At 67.0% G+C, this 17071-nt stretch carries 15 protein-coding genes; 6 read left to right on the top strand and 9 right to left on the bottom strand.

The window, feature by feature from the left end; translation table 11 throughout:
* Positions 1–32 precede the first annotated feature (32 nt).
* The gene (locus KUM49_RS02075) at positions 33–1241 is read right to left on the bottom strand and encodes an MFS transporter (RefSeq protein WP_217234902.1); all 1209 of its coding nucleotides are present in this window, start codon (positions 1239–1241) and stop codon (positions 33–35) included.
* Between the two features lie 124 nt (positions 1242–1365).
* Here KUM49_RS02075 and KUM49_RS02070 point away from each other — a divergent pair, with 124 nt between their 5' ends.
* Positions 1366–1818, top strand: a complete 453-nt coding sequence (locus KUM49_RS02070) for a GNAT family N-acetyltransferase (RefSeq protein WP_217234901.1) — start codon at positions 1366–1368, stop codon at positions 1816–1818.
* An 85-nt stretch (positions 1819–1903) separates the two neighbouring features.
* Here KUM49_RS02070 and KUM49_RS02065 read toward each other — a convergent pair whose 3' ends face one another.
* Both KUM49_RS02065 and dnaB read right to left on the bottom strand, forming a co-directional pair.
* On the bottom strand, positions 1904–3289 hold the full coding sequence (locus KUM49_RS02065; protein ID WP_217234900.1) for a serine hydrolase: 1386 nt from the start codon (positions 3287–3289) through the stop codon (positions 1904–1906).
* Positions 3290–3437: 148 nt separating this feature from the next.
* Entirely contained in the window at positions 3438–4916 is a 1479-nt protein-coding gene (dnaB, locus tag KUM49_RS02060; protein WP_217234899.1) for a replicative DNA helicase, read from the bottom strand.
* A gap of 460 nt (positions 4917–5376) precedes the next feature.
* Here dnaB and KUM49_RS02055 point away from each other — a divergent pair, with 460 nt between their 5' ends.
* Positions 5377–6714, top strand: a complete 1338-nt coding sequence (locus KUM49_RS02055) for an MATE family efflux transporter (protein ID WP_217234898.1) — start codon at positions 5377–5379, stop codon at positions 6712–6714.
* A 126-nt stretch (positions 6715–6840) separates the two neighbouring features.
* On the opposite strand, the gene rplI is transcribed toward KUM49_RS02055, so the two are convergent.
* From rplI to rpsF, 4 genes are all read right to left on the bottom strand, one after another.
* A complete protein-coding gene (gene rplI, locus KUM49_RS02050; protein WP_108707768.1) occupies positions 6841–7287 on the bottom strand; it encodes a 50S ribosomal protein L9 in 447 nt (148 codons plus the stop codon).
* Between the two features lie 18 nt (positions 7288–7305).
* Positions 7306–7542: a 30S ribosomal protein S18 gene (rpsR, locus tag KUM49_RS02045; RefSeq protein ID WP_003949403.1), complete on the bottom strand. Its 237-nt coding sequence runs from the start codon at positions 7540–7542 to the stop codon at positions 7306–7308.
* Positions 7543–7599: 57 nt separating this feature from the next.
* Positions 7600–8199 (bottom strand): single-stranded DNA-binding protein, encoded by a 600-nt coding sequence (locus KUM49_RS02040; RefSeq protein ID WP_217234897.1) that lies wholly within the window; start codon positions 8197–8199, stop codon positions 7600–7602.
* A gap of 80 nt (positions 8200–8279) precedes the next feature.
* Positions 8280–8570, bottom strand: a complete 291-nt coding sequence (rpsF, locus tag KUM49_RS02035; protein WP_005482942.1) for a 30S ribosomal protein S6 — start codon at positions 8568–8570, stop codon at positions 8280–8282.
* Between the two features lie 265 nt (positions 8571–8835).
* On the opposite strand from rpsF, the gene KUM49_RS02030 reads away from it, so the two are divergent.
* From KUM49_RS02030 to KUM49_RS02020, 3 genes are all read left to right on the top strand, one after another.
* Positions 8836–9144 (top strand): hypothetical protein, encoded by a 309-nt coding sequence (locus tag KUM49_RS02030; RefSeq protein WP_217234896.1) that lies wholly within the window; start codon positions 8836–8838, stop codon positions 9142–9144.
* Positions 9145–9326: 182 nt separating this feature from the next.
* On the top strand, positions 9327–10448 hold the full coding sequence (gene femX, locus KUM49_RS02025; protein WP_217234895.1) for a peptidoglycan bridge formation glycyltransferase FemX: 1122 nt from the start codon (positions 9327–9329) through the stop codon (positions 10446–10448).
* Positions 10449–10522: 74 nt separating this feature from the next.
* Positions 10523–11554 carry an alanine racemase gene (locus KUM49_RS02020; protein WP_217234894.1) on the top strand — a complete coding sequence of 344 codons (1032 nt, stop codon included), beginning with the start codon at positions 10523–10525 and terminating at the stop codon, positions 11552–11554.
* A 100-nt stretch (positions 11555–11654) separates the two neighbouring features.
* Here KUM49_RS02020 and KUM49_RS02015 read toward each other — a convergent pair whose 3' ends face one another.
* Both KUM49_RS02015 and KUM49_RS02010 read right to left on the bottom strand, forming a co-directional pair.
* Entirely contained in the window at positions 11655–13184 is a 1530-nt protein-coding gene (locus KUM49_RS02015; protein WP_217234976.1) for a glycosyltransferase family 87 protein, read from the bottom strand.
* Between the two features lie 99 nt (positions 13185–13283).
* The gene (locus KUM49_RS02010) at positions 13284–15986 is read right to left on the bottom strand and encodes a transglycosylase domain-containing protein (protein WP_217234893.1); all 2703 of its coding nucleotides are present in this window, start codon (positions 15984–15986) and stop codon (positions 13284–13286) included.
* Positions 15987–16372: 386 nt separating this feature from the next.
* Between KUM49_RS02010 and KUM49_RS02005 the strand changes: the two genes are divergently transcribed.
* Entirely contained in the window at positions 16373–17053 is a 681-nt protein-coding gene (locus tag KUM49_RS02005) for a PadR family transcriptional regulator (RefSeq protein ID WP_217234892.1), read from the top strand.
* Positions 17054–17071 lie beyond the last annotated feature (18 nt).

Here is a 17071-nt window from a genome sequence, read left to right as displayed (position 1 = left end):
GTACAGCTCGTGGTCAGGGGCAGCCCTCCGGCTCAGTGGGTCACGGCAGCCCGCTGTTCCGTCGGCACGCCCTCCGCGACCACCGTGCTGGGCGCCCTGTCCCGACGTTCCAGGGCAGCCGAGAGCAAGGCCAGGAGCAGGGCGGCCGCGGCGAGGGCGGCGCCGACCCAGCTGGGGGCGGTGTGTCCGAGACCGGCCGAGATGGCGAGACCGCCGAGCCAGGCGGAGAGCGCGTTGCCGAGGTTGAAGGCACCGATGTTCACGGCCGACGCGAGTGTCGGGGCTCCACGCGCCTGGTCGAGGACGCGCTTCTGCAGCGGCGGCACGGTGGCGAAGCCCAGAGCACCGATCAGCGCGATCGTGACGGCCGCCAGGGCTTTGTGGTGGGCGGTGAGCGTGAAGAGGGCGAGCACGACGGCAAGGGCGCCCAGAGAGACGTAGAGCATGGGCATCAGGGCGCGGTCAGCGTACTTGCCGCCGACGAGATTGCCGCCGACCATGCCGAGGCCGAAGAGGACCAGGAGCCACGTGACCGAACCGTCGGCGAAACCGGCGACCTTGGTCATCATCGGCGCGATGTAGGTGATGGCCGCGAAGACGCCACCGAAGCCGAGGACGGTCATCGCCATGGCGAGCAGGACCTGCGCGTTCTTGAAGGCGGCCAGTTCGTGTCGCAGGCTCACGCCTTCCGCCCTGGGCATCTCGGGGACGAGCTTGGCGATGCCGAGCAGACCGATCACGCCCAGGGCCGCGACGATCCAGAAGGTGACACGCCAGCCGACGGACTGCCCGACGAGCGTGCCGAGCGGGACGCCGACCACGTTGGCGACCGTCAGTCCGGTGAACATCATCGCGATGGCTCCGGCCTTCTTGTCGGGCGCGACCAGGTCGGCCGCGACGACCGAGCCGATGCCGAAGAAGGCCCCGTGGGCCAGTGAGGCGATCACGCGACCGGTCAGCATGACGGCGAAGGCAGGTGCGACGGCGGACAGCAGGTTGCCGACGATGAACAGCCCCATCAGCAGCATCAGCATCCGCTTGCGGGAAATCCTGGTACCGAGCACGGTCATCAGCGGAGCGCCGAACATGACACCGAGCGCGTAGCCGGTCACCAGGAAACCGGCGGTGGGGATGGAGACCCCGAAGTCGCCCGCGACCTCGGGCAGCAAGCCCATGATCACGAACTCCGTCGTACCGATTCCGAAGGCCCCGATCGCAAGGGCGAGAAGCGCGAGCGGCATGGGATGACACCTTCCCAGATTGTTGCAGGAGCGCGTTACACAGAAACACGTTAATTGCAGACGCTCTATATATGCAAACGCTGGGTATTTTGTTGCCCGCCTGGCCGCTGCATAGGGTTCGGCCATGGGAGATATCGAGATACGGCCCGCCATGGCGAAGGACATTCCCGCGATCGTCGCCATGCTCGCCGACGACCCCCTGGGTGCCCAGCGTGAATCACCGGACGACCTGATCCCCTACCTGACGGCACTGGACCGACTCTCGACCGACCCCCACCAGCATGTGATGGTCGCCGTCCGCGAAGGTCGGGTAGTGGGAACGCTCCAGCTCACGATCATTCCCGGGCTGTCCCGGCGCGGCTCCACTAGGTCGATCGTCGAAGGCGTGCGCGTTCACGCCGACGAGCGTGGCAGCGGCCTGGGGACGCAGCTCATCGAGTGGGCAATCGGGGAATCCCGTCGTCAGGGCTGCCAGTTGGTCCAGCTGACTTCGGACAACACCCGCACGGACGCCCACCGCTTCTACGAGCGGCTCGGCTTCACCGCCTCGCACGTCGGCTTCAAGCTTCAGCTGTGAGGTGAAGCCCGGGCGGCATGACGCTCCGGTCGTGACATGTGAGGCGGCCTGTTTCACGTGAAACAGGCCGCATCGCATGTCGGCGTCAGCCGATGCCGCGCCACCCCTCGGGATCCACTCCACCAGGCAGGGAAGCCCCCTCGCCGTACGGCTGGCGCGTGAAGACGAACGACCCTAGGTCGAGATGGCTCACGGCTCCATCCGGGCGTCGTACGGCCCTCAAGAGCTCCCCGGCGTAATAACCCTCCAGGCCCGTCCAGGTTCCGTCACCGTTCACCCGGAACCGGGAACGACGGCCGTTGCCGGAGAGCGGGCCCAGCGAGACGAGCCCGTCGGCCGTCAGCCGCAGGGCGAAGGCATGTGTTCCCCAGTACCACTGTCCCGCCAACTCGAGCGCGGCCGCGTCGACTTCGCGCAGCGGCTGCCAAGGATCAGGGAAGCGGGGCTCGGACTCGGCGACGATTCGCACGAGGTCTGCCCCCACGGCCGACAACAGCGGGCCGGAGGTGCAGTTGGCCAAAACCACCACCGCGACGTCGTCCGCCACGCTGATGGTGAGGTTCGCGAGGAAGCCCGGCAGCGAACCTGAATGCCCCACGAGCAACCGTCCGTCCCGGTGCTGGATCTGCAGGCCGAGCCCATAGGTGGCACCGTCCACGACATCCGTGGCCTCGGCCGGCGCCGCGGGTGTCCGCATCTCCAGCACGGTCGCCGCGCTCAAGACCCGATCGTCCCCCTTCGCCAGGAAGGCGGCAAACTTCGCCAAGTCGCCGGTGGTGGACCAGAGTTGCCCGGCCGGAGCCATCAGCCCAAGGTCCTCCGTGGGTTCGGGCAGCATCACGTCGGCCCACGGGTGCACCGCCCAGCCACCGGCATGAGGGGCCTGGGGCCGCGCACTCGTACGGTCGAGGCCCAGAGGCTCAAGTACCTCGTTGCGCAGCACCTCCTCCCACGGAGCCCCGCGCAGCTTCTCGACGAGCGCACCCAGCAGGCTGTAGCCGGGGTTCGAGTAATGAAAGCGGCGTCCTGCCGGATGCCGGAAGGGCTGCTCCCCCAGTACGTCGGCGAGTTCGGGACGCAGGGATCCCGGGGTGCGCTCCCACCACGGCGCGGGGGACTCGGCCGCCAGTCCGCTCGTGTGGGCGAGCAGTTCGGCGATCGTGGCCTCTCCCGCACCGGTTGACGACAGATGTTTCTCCAGCGGGTCACCGAGGTCGAGCGCGCCCTCGTCGCGCAACCGCAGCACAAGAACGGCGGTGAAGGTCTTGGTGATCGACCCGATCCGGTACTGCACGTTCTCGTCGGGGCCGTGCCCCTCCACCGAGGTCCGCGAGCCGTGCCACACGGCCCGCCCGTCCCGTACGACCGCCGCGACCAGCGAAGGCACACGCCCTTCCGCCTGCGCCACGGCAATCCGGTGCGACAGCGCCCGGCGCGTGCCGGGAAGCAGATCTTCCTGAGATGTCGTCATGGCCCCAGTCCACCCCGCGGGGCACTCGGTCGTCGAGTCTGCAGGGTGCTGGGCCGATGGGCCTTCATCAGGCCGCCGTGGAGACGGGACCGGCATCGGTGATGTCGTCGGCCACGTGCTCGGCCGATCAGGCCGGCATGCCCCGGGATCAGGTCTGCGCCATGTCCACAAAACGCGAGTAGTGGCCCTGGAAGGCCACCGTGATCGTCGCCGTCGGGCCGTTACGGTGCTTGGCCACGATCAGGTCGGCCTCGCCCGCGCGTGGGGACTCCTTCTCGTAGGCGTCCTCACGGTGCAGCAGGATGACCATGTCGGCGTCCTGCTCGATGGAACCGGACTCACGCAGGTCGGAGACCATGGGCTTCTTGTCCGTGCGCTGCTCGGGACCACGGTTCAGCTGGGAGAGCGCGATGACCGGCACCTCCAGCTCCTTGGCCAGCAGCTTGAGGTTTCGGGACATGTCCGATACCTCCTGCTGACGGTTCTCCGCACGCTTCGAGCCACCGGACTGCATCAGCTGGAGATAGTCGATGACCACCAGCCTGATGTCGTTGCGCTGCTTGAGGCGCCTGCACTTGGCACGGATCTCCATCATCGACAGGTTCGGGGAGTCGTCGATGAACAGCGGGGCGGCCGAGACGTCCGGCATCCGCCGGGCCAGGCGTGTCCAGTCCTCGTCGGTCATCGTGCCGGATCTCATGTGGTGCAGGGCCACGCGCGCCTCGGCGGACAGCAGGCGCATCGCGATCTCGTTGCGGCCCATTTCGAGGGAGAAGATGACGCTCGGCAGGTTGTTCTTGATCGACGCGGCCCGCGCGAAGTCCAGCGCGAGGGTGGACTTGCCCATGGCGGGACGGGCGGCGATGACGATCATCTGGCCCGGGTGCAGGCCGTTGGTCAGCGAGTCGAAGTCCGTGAAACCGGTGGGCACTCCGGTCATCTCACCGCTGCGCGAACCGATCGCCTCGATCTCGTCGAGCGCACCCTCCATGATGTCGCCGAGCGGCAGGTAGTCCTCGCTGGTGCGCTGCTCGGTGACCGCGTAGATCTCCGCCTGGGCCCGGTTGACGATCTCGTCGACGTCGTCGTCGGCCGCGTATCCCATCTGCGTGATGCGGGTACCGGCCTCGACCAGGCGACGAAGCACGGCACGCTCGTGGACGATTTCCGCGTAGTACTCGGCGTTCGCCGCCGTCGGCACGGTCTGGACGAGGGTGTGCAGATACGACGCCCCGCCGACCTTGTTGATCTCGCCGCGCTTGGTGAGCTCGGCGGCGATCGTGATGGGGTCGGCCGGCTCGCCCTTGGCGTAGACGTCGAGGATCGCCTGGTAGATCGTTTCGTGCGCGGGCTTGTAGAAGTCGTGGCCCTTCAGGACCTCGACGACATCAGCGATGGCGTCCTTGGACAGGAGCATGCCGCCCAGCACGGACTGCTCGGCGTCGAGATCCTGCGGCGGAACTCGCTCGAAGGACGAACCGCCGCCGTCCCAAGCCCCGTTCTCCCTGCCTCGGTCGTGCTGCTCGTCGCGGCCGCGAGCTCCGTCGCCGCGACGTCGGGAGGCGGGCAGACGATCACTGGGACCGCTGTCGGCCCAGGGGTCGTCCAAGGGCTCGGAAATACTCACCGAGCCACCTCCTCCCGTCCGCAGAGCGGACCTTCGCCGTGCCCCTCTTTTCTACGGCACGCCACTGACAAATGAGACGCCCAACTCCGGTTCTGGCGCGTCGGCTTTGTGATGGTTTCCAGGCCGACGGACGGAGTGGGCGTCGGTCCACGGTAGGCCCGCGGGCACCGTCAGCCAATCTGGTTATCCACAGGCCATGTGGACGACGGCCCGGATGCTGTGGAGAAGTCGGCTAAACCTGTGCACGACCCGGTGGACAGCCCTGTGAACAAGCTTCGCCACCTCGTGCTACAACCGCCCCGACCTGCCCTTTCCCCGTCCACCGGCTGTGCAGAAGAAAAACTTTCCCAGTCAGAGCAAGATCACATCGGACTGTGCACAGAAGAGCGCATGGCGCGACGATAGGTAAGGGTCACTAAGTCATTGCATCTCTTACCTGTGGACGATTAGATTAGTGCTCATGCCACAGGCTCCCGCGACTCCCAAGGCCACCCGCCGCCGCCACGATCGAGAGATCGTCGCGCTGGCCGTACCGGCCTTCGGCGCGCTTGTCGCCGAGCCCCTTTTCGTCATGGTCGACAGTGCGATCGTGGGCCATCTCGGCACGGCCCAACTCGCCGGACTCGGCATCGCCTCGGCTCTCCTCGTGACCGCCGTCAGTATCTTCGTCTTCCTCGCCTACGCCACCACGGCCGCCGTGGCCCGCCGCGTCGGCGCGGGCGACCTCCAGGCCGCCATCCGCCAGGGCATGGACGGCATCTGGCTGGCCCTGCTGCTCGGCGCCGCCGTCATCGCCACCGTCCTGCCCACGGCTCCGGCCGTCGTCGAACTCTTCGGCGCATCCGAGACTGCCGCCCCGTACGCGATCACCTATCTACGGATCTCAGCCCTGGGCATCCCGGCCATGCTCGTCGTGCTTGCTGCAACCGGTGTCCTGCGCGGACTGCAGGACACCAAGACACCGCTGTACGTAGCCATCGCCGGCTTCATCGCCAACGCCGTCCTCAACGTGGGTCTCGTCTACGGCGTCGGCCTCGGCATCGCGGGATCTGCCTGGGGCACCGTCATCGCGCAGTGTGGCATGGCCGCCGCATATCTCGTGGTCGTGGTCCGCGGTGCCCGTAGACACGGAGCGTCGCTCAGGCCCGACGCCGCCGGGATCCGGTCCTCAGCACAGGCCGGCATTCCTCTGCTCGTCCGCACGCTCTCGCTGCGCGCCATCCTGATGATCGCCACCGCCGTGGCAGCCCGCCTCGGCGACGCCGACATCGCGGCACACCAGATCATCCTGTCGCTGTGGAGCCTGCTCGCGTTCGCGCTCGATGCCATCGCCATCGCCGGACAGGCCATCATCGGTCGCTATCTCGGTGCCAATGACCCGGAAGGCGCCCGCAACGTCTGTCGTCGCATGGTGCAGTGGGGCATCGCGGTGGGCGTCCTGCTCGGCCTATTGGTCGTGATCAGCCGCCCGGTATTCCTGCCCCTGTTCACCAGCGACTCCATGGTGACGGACGCAGCCCTGCCCGCGCTGCTGATCGTCGCCCTTTCACAGCCGATCTGCGGCGTCGTCTTCGTCCTGGACGGAGTCCTCATGGGCGCGGGCGACGGTCCATATCTGGCGTGGGCGATGCTGGTCACCCTTGCGGTGTTCATCCCGGCCGCCTTCCTGGTTCCTGCCCTGGGCGGTGGGCTCACTGCGCTCTGGGCGGCCATGACACTGATGATGGCCGTGCGCATGCTGACGCTGTGGTTGCGCACCCGCTCCGGCCGCTGGCTGGTGACGGGCGCGACGCGCTGACTGTTTCACGTGAAACCGGCGTTTCACGTGAAACATGGGCGCCGATTCTCGCCTTCGGCACGCGGAAGGGGCCGCACCTGGCTGGGTGCGGCCCCTTCTCTCAGCACTTCAAGCCGAGTGCGGCGATCAGGCCGCGACGACCTCGATGTTGACCTTGGCGGCAACCTCGGGGTGCAGACGCACGGACGTCTCGTGGGCGCCCAGCGTCTTGATCGGCGCGCCGAGCTCGATGCGGCGCTTGTCGACCTCGGGGCCACCGGAAGCCTTGATCGCGGAAGCGACGTCGGCCGGGGTGACGGAACCGAAGAGACGACCGGCGTCGCCGGAGCGGACGGCCAGGCGGACCTTGACGCCCTCGAGCTGGGCCTTCACAGCGTTGGCCTGCTCGATGGTCTGAATCTCGTGGATCTTGCGAGCCCGACGAATCTGCTCGACGTCCTTCTCGCCACCCTTGGTCCAGCGGATCGCGAAGTTCCGCGGGATCAGGTAGTTGCGAGCGTAACCGTCCTTGACGTCAACAACGTCGCCCGCGGCACCGAGGCCGGAGACCTCGTGGGTGAGGATGATCTTCATGTTTCGGTCACCCTTCCCTTATCGCGCAGTGGAGGTGTAGGGCAGCAGCGCCATCTCACGGCTGTTCTTCACGGCCGTGGCGACGTCACGCTGATGCTGCGTGCAGTTGCCGGTCACGCGGCGGGCACGGATCTTGCCGCGGTCGGAAATGAACTTCCGCAGCATGTTCGTGTCCTTGTAGTCCACGTACGTGACCTTGTCCTTGCAGAATGCGCAGACCTTCTTCTTCGGCTTGCGCACAGGCGGCTTCGCCATGGTGTATCTCCTGTGTGATCAAGAAGTGTGGGAACGACCCACCCTTGGCCCGAGGGCCTAGAAGGGGGGCTCGTCCGAGTAGCCGCCGCCAGTACCGCCGCCGGAGTTTCCACCCCAGCCGCCGCCACCGCCGCCGCCCTGGTTGCCGCCGGCGGGAGCGCCGGTCGCCCACGGGTCGTCGGCAGGAGCACTGCCGCCGCCCTGCTGGCCGCCGCCTGAGCCACCGCCCCAGCTGCCACCACCCTGGGCGCCGCCACCGCCACCGCCACTGAAACCACCCTGGCCACCGCGGCCGGCGGTCTTGGTGACCTTGGCCGTGGCACTGCGCAGGCTGGCGCCGACTTCCTCGACGTCCAGCTCGTAGACCGTGCGCTTGACGCCCTCACGGTCCTCGTAGGACCGCTGCTTCAGCCGGCCCTGCACGATGACGCGCATGCCTCGCTGGAGCGACTCGGCGACGTTCTCAGCCGCCTGACGCCAGACCGAGCAGGTCAGGAACAGGCTCTCGCCGTCCTTCCACTCGTTCGTCTGACGGTCGAAGGTGCGAGGGGTGGACGCGACACGGAACTTCGCGACCGCCGCACCGGAAGGGGTGAAGCGCAGCTCGGGGTCGTCGACAAGATTGCCGACGACCGTGATGACGGTCTCGCCTGCCATGGGGGAACCTCTCGGCGGGTTTGCTGCTGGCTGCTAGTGCTGCTGCTACTCGGAATCCGAGATCAGCTGAGCGGGAGAGCTCAGTGGGTCTCGGGACGGAGGACCTTGGTCCGGAGGACCGACTCGTTCAGGTTCATCTGGCGGTCGAGCTCCTTGACGACCGCAGGCTCGGCCTGCAGGTCGATGACCGAGTAGATGCCCTCAGGCTTCTTCTTGATCTCGTACGAGAGACGACGACGGCCCCAGGTGTCGACCTTCTCGACCTTTCCGTTGCCCTCACGGACGACGGAGAGGAAGTTCTCGATCAGGGGGGCGACAGCGCGCTCCTCCAGATCGGGGTCGAGGATGACCATCACCTCGTAGTGACGCATGTAGAACCCACCTCCTTTGGACTCAACGGCCACGGCAGTTCCGTGGCAGGAGGGTTGTGATGCGTACGCAACGGTATCGGCCGCCACTGACAATCGGGGGTCCCGAAGGGGAGTCGTTTGTCATGACGTGGGCAGACACCGGTGCAGACGCTACAGACTACCCGTACAGCGGCTTGCGGTTGAAATCAGGCCGCCCGGACCGTCAATCTGTACACATCGGGTGTGTATGGCGCTACGATGCGCCGTCTTCCGCAGGAGGTGCCCTATGGCACAGGCAATGCGACCCAACACCGTCGGAGGCCTTTTCGCCACGGACGGCAAGCCCCACCCCCTCCAGGACACACTGCTCGCGGTGACCCTGGTACTGGGCTTCACCTCGTTCGTCACGGCGATGTTCCACAGCCTGCATTTGCTCAGCTCCTGGACCGGCCTCGTGGGGATCCTCACCGGCGCGTACGGGCAGTGGATCTCCGAGACGACCCGGGAACGCTTCGGGCTGATCCTCGGTCTGGGCGCGGCGGGGGTCGGCTTCTTCCTCGGCATGGCGCACGGCGGTCTCTTCGGTGGTTTCTGACTGACGCCACGGACACCGTCCGCTGAACCCCCACAAAACGCGGCGGAACGCCTCGGCGGCCAACAGGCCAAGGCCAAGGTTCCGTACGCCCAGTGAGGGCGCTCGCAAGGCGCAGTAGGCTTCGGCGCGAGAGCCGGAGCCCCCTTACCCATGGGGCCACACCAGCCCGAGGAGCGCCCCGAATGAGCCTGACCCTGAGGACGATCAGTCGCGAGCAGCATCTGGCATACATCCAGAGCCTGCCGTCGGCGAGCCACATGCAGGTTCCGGCCTGGGCCGATGTCAAGGCGGAGTGGCGCTCCGAGAGCCTCGGCTGGTTCGACGACCGTAGTGGTGAACTGGTCGGCGCGGGTCTCGTCCTCTACCGGCAGCTGCCCAAGATCAAGCGCTACCTCGCTTATCTGCCCGAGGGCCCGGTCATCAACTGGTTCGCGCCGAATCTCACCGAGTGGCTTGAACCGATGCTCGCGCACCTCAAGCACCAGGGCGCCTTCTCCGTGAAGATGGGCCCGCCGGTGATCATCCGGCGCTGGGAGGCCACCTCCATCAAGGCGGGCATTCAGAACCCGGACGTGAAGCGGCTGCGGGACATCGAGGCCGACTTCATCGAACCGCGCGCCTTCGAGGTGGCCGACAAGCTGCGCCGCATGGGCTGGCAGCAGGGGGAGGACGGCGGGGCCGGCTTCGGCGACGTCCAGCCCCGTTACGTCTACCAGGTGCCGCTGGCGAACCGCTCCCTGGAAGAGGTCCACAAGAACTTCAACCAGCTGTGGCGCCGCAACATCAAGAAGGCCGAGAAGGCCGGCGTCGAGGTCGTCCAGGGCGGCTATCACGACCTCGAGGAATGGCAGCGCCTGTACGAGATCACAGCCGTGCGCGACCACTTCCGGCCGCGCCCGCTGTCGTACTTCCAGCGCATGTGGACGGCCCTCAACACCGAGGACCCCAATCGCATGCGGCTGTACTTCGCCCGGCACAACGGCGTGAACTTGTCGGCGGCGACGATGCTGATCGTCGGCGGGCACGTCTGGTACTCCTACGGTGCCTCCGACAACATCGGCCGCGAGGTCCGGCCCTCGAACGCGATGCAGTGGCGGATGCTGCGCGACGCCTACGCGCTCGGCGGCACGGTCTACGACCTGCGGGGCATCTCCGACTCGCTGGACGAGACCGACCATCTCTTCGGCCTGATCCAGTTCAAGGTGGGCACGGGCGGCCAGGCCGCCGAGTACCTCGGCGAGTGGGACTTCCCACTGAACAAGCTGCTCCACAAGGCGCTCGACATCTACATGTCGCGCCGCTGACGTCGCGTTCTTCGCTTCAATAGGTCCCATACCTCTGATACACCGCAGCCACGAGAAAGGTTCCAGGTCCGGCCATGGCGCTCACGCTCTACGTCGACACTGCGCGCTGGCGGGCGCACCACAAGCACGTGCAGGAGCAGTTTCCGGGGCTCGTCCCGGTCTGCAAGGGCAACGGCTACGGCTTCGGACACGAGCGGTTGGCGGAGGAGGCCACGCGGCTCGGCTCGGACGTCCTCGCCGTCGGCACGACGTACGAAGCCGCCCGGATAAAGGACTGGTTCGGCGGTGACCTGCTCGTGCTGACGCCGTACCGGCGCGGCGAGGAACCCGTCCCGCTGCCCGACCGGGTCGTCCGCTCGGTGTCGTCGATCGACGGGGTGTACGGCCTCGTGGGCGCCCGTGTGGTGATCGAGGTGATGTCCTCGATGAAGCGGCACGGCATCAGCGAGCAGGACCTGCCGCAGCTGCACGCCGCCATAGAGAACGTCCGTCTCGAAGGCTTCGCGATCCACCTGCCGCTGGACCGCACCGACGGCTCGGACGCCGTCGAGGAGGTCATCGGCTGGATGGACCGGCTGCGCGCGGCCCGCCTGCCGCTGCACACGATGTTCGTCAGTCACCTCAAGGCCGAGGACCTGGCCCGGCTGCAGCAGCAGTTCCCCCAGACCCGCTTCCGGGCCCGTATCGGCACGCGGCTGTGGCTGGGGGACCACGAGGCCACCGAGTACCGCGGTGCGGTCCTGGACGTCTCACGCGTCGCCAAGGGCGACCGCTTCGGCTACCGGCAGCAGAAGGCGGCCTCGGACGGCTTCCTGGTGGTCGTGGCGGGTGGTACGTCCCACGGGGTGGGCCTGGAGGCTCCCAAGGCGCTGCACGGCGTCATGCCGCGCGCCAAGGGCGTTGCCCGCGCCGGCCTCGCCACGGTCAACCGGAACCTTTCTCCGTTCGTCTGGGGTGGCAAGCAGCGCTGGTTCGCCGAGCCCCCGCACATGCAGGTCTCCATCCTCTTCGTGCCTGCCGAGGCCCCGGAGCCGAAGGTCGGTGAGGAGCTGGTGGCCCATCTGCGCCACACCACCACCCAGTTCGACCGGCTCGTCGACGGCTGAGCCCTCGGCTTCTCCGCCGGCTGCGGTTGAGGAACAGCCGAAAGGCCGTACACGAAGTCCGTGTACGGCCTTTCGCGTGGGTCGCCCACGTCGTGTTCGCTCAGAGCGAACCGCCCGTGGACGGATCGGAGGAAGACGCCGATCGCCGGCCGCCCCACTCCACCTGAGGCATGTCGAAGTGGGCCGCGTGCCGCGGCGGATGGGCTGCGGGGCCCAGGACGAAGACGTCCTCCGCGCCGTCGAGCACGCCGCCCGAGGGGTCGTCGTCACCTGCCCGGCGCACCACGTCGCGCTCCGGCATGAGGATGTCGCGCACGACCACCACACACAGATACAAGGTACCCAGCAGGTGCAGGGCGATGGCCCAGTGATAGCCGTCGGTCGGCAGGCCCTTGTGGGCGTCTCCACTGGTCGTGTACGCGAGGTACATCCAGATGCCAAGGAAGTACGCCACCTCACACGCCTGCCAGATCAGGAAGTCCCGCCACTTGGGCCGGGCCAGCGCGGCCAGCGGCACCAACCAGAGGACGTACTGCGGCGAGTAGACCTTGTTGGTGAGGATGAAAGCCGCGACGATCAGGAAAGCGAGCTGAGCGAAGCGGGGGCGGCGCGGGGCGGTGAGCACCAGTGCCGCGATGCCACCGCAGCACAGCAGCATCAGCAGAGTGGCCATCGTGTTCACGGTCTCGGTGCTGGGCGGGTTGCTCGTGTTCTGCGACCAGATCAGCCAGAAGGAGCCGAAGTCGACGCCTCGCTCCTGGCTGAACGTGTAGAACTTCGACCAGCCGTCGAAGGCGAAGAACATCACCGGCAGATTCACGACCAGCCAGGCGACGATCGCCCCGACCAGGGCCGTCCCGTACTCCCGCCACTTGCCGGCGCGCCAGCACAGCAGGAGCAATGGGCCGAGCAGGAGGAAGGGATAGAGCTTGGCGGCCGTGGCGAGCCCCAGCAGGACGCCGAAGGCGAGGGACCGGCCCCGGGCCCACATCAGCATCGCGGCGGCCGTCAGGGCGACCGCGAGCAGGTCCCAGTTGATGGTGGCGGTGAGCGCGGCGGCGGGCGCGAGGGCGATCAGCAGCCCGTCCCAGGGGCGCCGGGCGTGCGTACGGGTCACGCAGACGGCGATGACGGCGGCGCACGCCATCAGCATTCCGGCGTTGACCATCCAGTACCACTGTTCCTGGTCCTGGATGCTGCCGCTGCCGGGCGTGAGCCAGCTGGCGACCTCCATGAACACACCGGTCAGCACCGGGTATTCGAGGTACTGCATGTCACCGGGGAGCTTGTCGAAGTACGGGACGAGCCCGTCGGCGAAGCCGCGCCCCTGATAGAGGTGCGGGATGTCCGAGTAGCACGCATGCGTGTACTGCGAGCTGGCGCCGAAGAACCAGGCGCCGTTGTAGCAGGGCGCCTTCTGGACCAGGCCGAGGGCGAACATGCCGATCGCCACGAGAGCGATGATCCGGACGGGAGTCCACCAGGACGTCCCGAGCAGGGCACGTCGTCCGACGGGGCCACCGATCAGCTCACTGCCGCTCCTGGCGACCTCGTCGTCCTTGGTCGGCCGCACCACGTCCGGCTCGTGCACGCTCGCTGGCGTCGATTCTGCACTGGGCATGCCGCACATCCTGCCGTATTCGCCCAGGAGTACGCCGAGGGCCGCCGCACCTGGTGGGTGCGGCGGCCCATGTTTCACGTGAAACACCCTCTGTGGGCGATATGACGGCTAACCGGCGGGGCCTCCGAAGAAGCCCCCGTTGTTGTTGCCGTTGTTCCCGTTCTCGCCTGTCGGCGACTCTGTGGGCGAGGAGGTCACACCGCCGTCGGTGGTGCCTCCGTTGTCCGTCCCGCCGGTGTTGTCACCGGTGCACTGCCAGTCGAACTGGCAGCTCTCGGTCGGCGTGGGCGACGGAGAGCTCGACGTCAGGCTGGGCGACGGACTCGGCGTCGGACTGGCGGACGGCTCGGTCTCGCTGACCGTGGGAGTGGGTGTCGGGCTCGGGACGTCGTTGACGATCTCACCGATGGGATCGGGAGTCGGGAACGGCTCCGCCTTCACGCCCTTCAGCGCCTGTTCCATGTAGTCGTGCCAGATCTCGGACGGGAACGAGGCACCGTGGATCTTTTCCTGGCCACCCGTTCCAAACATCTCCAGGAACTGGCGGTTCTTCTTGGTCTCGTCGTCGTCCATCCGGAACATGGTGATCGACGTGGACAACTGCGGGGTGTAGCCCACGAACCAGGCGGACTTGTTGCCGTCGGTGGTACCGGTCTTGCCCGCCACCTCACGGTCGCTCAACTGGGCGTTGGTGCCCGTGCCGTCCTCGACCACGGTCTTGAGGACGTCCGTGACGTTGTCGGCGACCTTCGGGTCGAACGCGTCCTTGGACTCGTCCTTGTGCGCGTAGATCTGACCGTCCTTGCTCGTGACCTTCTGAACCGAGAACGGCTCGCGCTGCTTGCCGCTGGCCGCGAACGTGGCGTACGCACCCGCCATACGGATAGCGCTGGGGTCGGAGATACCGATGGAGAAGGACGGGAAGCTGGTGCCCGCGAGGCTGTTCTCCTTGAGGCCGGCGTCCATGGCCGCCTCCTTCACCTTGTCCAGCCCGACGTCCATGCCGAGCTGTACGAAGGCGGAGTTCACCGATTCCCGCATGGCCTCACGCAGGTCGATCTGGTAGTTCGGCGGGCTGCCGTACGACTGCTGGCCGTCGTTCTCCTGGAGCCACTCCTTGTCCTTCTCGTTCTTCCAGATCGACCCGTCGTAGTTCTTGATCTTGAGGTCGTTCTTGCCGCTGTACAGACTCTTCGGGGAGACGACCGTGCGCTCGTCCTGTGCCTGGCTCTCGCCCAGGTCCGGATCGCGCACACCCCACTTCATCGCCGCCGCGAGCACGAACGGCTTGAAGGTCGAACCCACTTGCGCACCGGTCGCGTCGGCGTTGTTGGTGAAGTGCTTCGTCGCATCCTCACCGCCGTAAATGGCCTTGATGGCGCCGGTCGTCGGATCCACAGAAGCGCCACCGAACTGGACGAATTTGTCCGTCTTCGGGCGTTCCTTGGGCTTGATGTTCGCCTTCTGGACCTTCTGGACCGACTTCTCGAGTTCGTCGACCTTCTTCTTGTCGAAGGTCGTGTAGATCGAGTAGCCGCCCTGCTGCAGCTGATCGGCGCTGATGATGTCGTTGTTGATCACGTACGCCTTGGCGAGGTCGACGAGGTAGCCCACCTGGCCGCTCAGCTCATTGTTCGAACGCGGGTTCTTCACGGCGGGGAGCTCGGTGTACTTGGCCCGCACCGCGGGGCTCAGATGGCCGTACTCGACCATCTTGTCGAGCGTGTCCTGCATCTGTGCCAGGGCCCGCTTCTGGTTGGCCTCGGGGGTGGCATTGGCCGGGTCGATGGACTGCGCACCCGCCGGGTCGTAGTACGTGGCGCCCTTGAGTGTCGCGGCGAGGAAGGCACACTCGCCCTCGTTCAGGTCGACGGCGTCCTTGTTGAAGTAGGCGCGGGCGGCCGCCTGGATGCCGTAGGCCGAGCGTCCGTAATACGCGGAGTTCAGGTAGCCCTCCATGATCTTGGACTTCGGGACCGTGGCGCCCACCTTGATGGAGACGAAGATCTCCTTGAACTTTCGCGAGATCGTCTGGGACTGGTCGTTGAGCCTCGCGTTCTTCACGTACTGCTGGGTGATGGTCGAGCCACCCTGCGTCTCACCGCCACGAGCCATGTTGAACACGGCGCGGGCGATGCCCTTGGGGTCGATGCCGCTGTCGGTCTCGAAGGTCTTGTTCTCCTGCGAGATGACGGCGTACTGCATCGCCTTGGGGATCTGCGAGAGGTTGACGTTCTGGCGGTTCGTCTCACCGCCCGTGGCGACCATCTCGGTGCCGTTGGCCCAGTAGTAGACGTTGTTCTGCGCCGTCGCGGTCTGGTCGACGTTCGGGACGCTCACCAGCGCGTACCCGACGCCCGCGACCGCGACCAGACCGCCGAAGAAGCCGATGAACAGGCCCGTCACCAGCTTCCACGACGGAACCCAGCGCCCCACGCCGTACTTGCCGGCACGCGGGTAGTCGATGAGCCGCTTCTTGCCCGAAGCCGCTGCCCGCCCCCGTCCGGGGCCGTTCGGGCCACCGGGACCACCACGGCGGCCACGGCCGGCGGGTTCGGGCGCTCTGCGTCGGCTTCCACCACTTCTCTGTGCCGCGCGGCGGGCTTCGGCGCGGCTGCCGAACTGACGTTCCTCGCCTCCCGTGCCATAGGAATCCGACTCATGGGAACTCTCCCCATAGGAGTCGGAAAGTGACCCGGTGGCGCCTCGCGGAGCCGCGCGGCGGCCGGAGGACGAACCGGGCTGGCCGCGTCGGGCCGCGGCACGTCCGCCTCCCTGCGGCTGCGGCGGTTTGCGACGGTGCTCGCTCATCGAACGACTACTCCTCGGGCAGGCGCACCTTTGCGCGCCTGGAAACGGCGGCTTGTTTCCGGTCCCCCCGAAGTACGGATGTGGTCGGTTACACATTCACCCGTACTGCACCGAGGGCGAAGACGCCCCCCAGACGTCACTCGGTTCCCGGTGGTGTGCATGGCGCACAGACTACGCACCGCCAAAACCTGCCTAGGCCAGAAGTTCACCCCAAACCTGGCAACTTGCTTCCCATGAATCAGTGATGTGATCCCGTTCACCATCCCCACCCTTGCCGCGACCGGAAGGCCGTTCTATCGTCTGGATGTATCGAGTCGATACATCAGCTCGGCATAACGACCGTCACGGCACCCGTTCCGACGGGACGCGGCAGAGAGGAGGCGACCATGAGCCGGCGTTCCGGGATCCTTGAGTTCGCCGTACTCGGCCTGCTCCGCGAGTCCCCGATGCACGGATACGAGCTGCGCAAACGACTCAACACGTCACTGGGTGTGTTCCGTGCGTTCAGCTACGGAACCCTGTACCCCTGCCTCAAGACGCTGCTCGCGAACGGCTGGTTGATCGAAGAGCCGGGGAACACCGCCGAAGACGCCCTCGCCGCACCACTCGCAGGGCGTCGTGCCAAGATCGTCTATCGGTTGACGGCGGAAGGTAAGGAGCACTTCGAGGAGCTCCTTTCACAGACCGGGCCCGACGCGTACGAGGACGAGACGTTCGCCGCTCGCTTCGCCTTCTTCGGGCAGACCTCTCGTGATGTGCGTATGCGCGTCCTGGAGGGCCGTCGCAGCCGGCTCGAGGAGCGCCTGGAGAAGATGCGCGCCTCGCTGGTCCGCACCCGGGAGCGCCTCGACGACTACACGCTTGAGCTCCAGCGCCACGGGATGGAGTCCGTGGAGCGCGAAGTGCGCTGGCTGAACGAGCTCATCGAAAGCGAGCGGGCCGGACGGGACCTGAAGGGTTCCGCCCACGAAGAACCCGCTCGCGACAACACAGAGGGAGCGCCGGGCGTTCTGCCCCGGACCAGGGACGTCCCCGGTCCGGATACGCCCGGCGACACCACCACGTGAGACCCCTGCCAGGGCCTC

It is taken from the genome of Streptomyces sp. AC555_RSS877, assembly GCF_019049245.1.
GTDB lineage: Bacteria > Actinomycetota > Actinomycetes > Streptomycetales > Streptomycetaceae > Streptomyces.
Note: the sequence above shows the minus strand (reverse complement) of the source record. Positions and strands in the feature narration are given on the sequence as shown.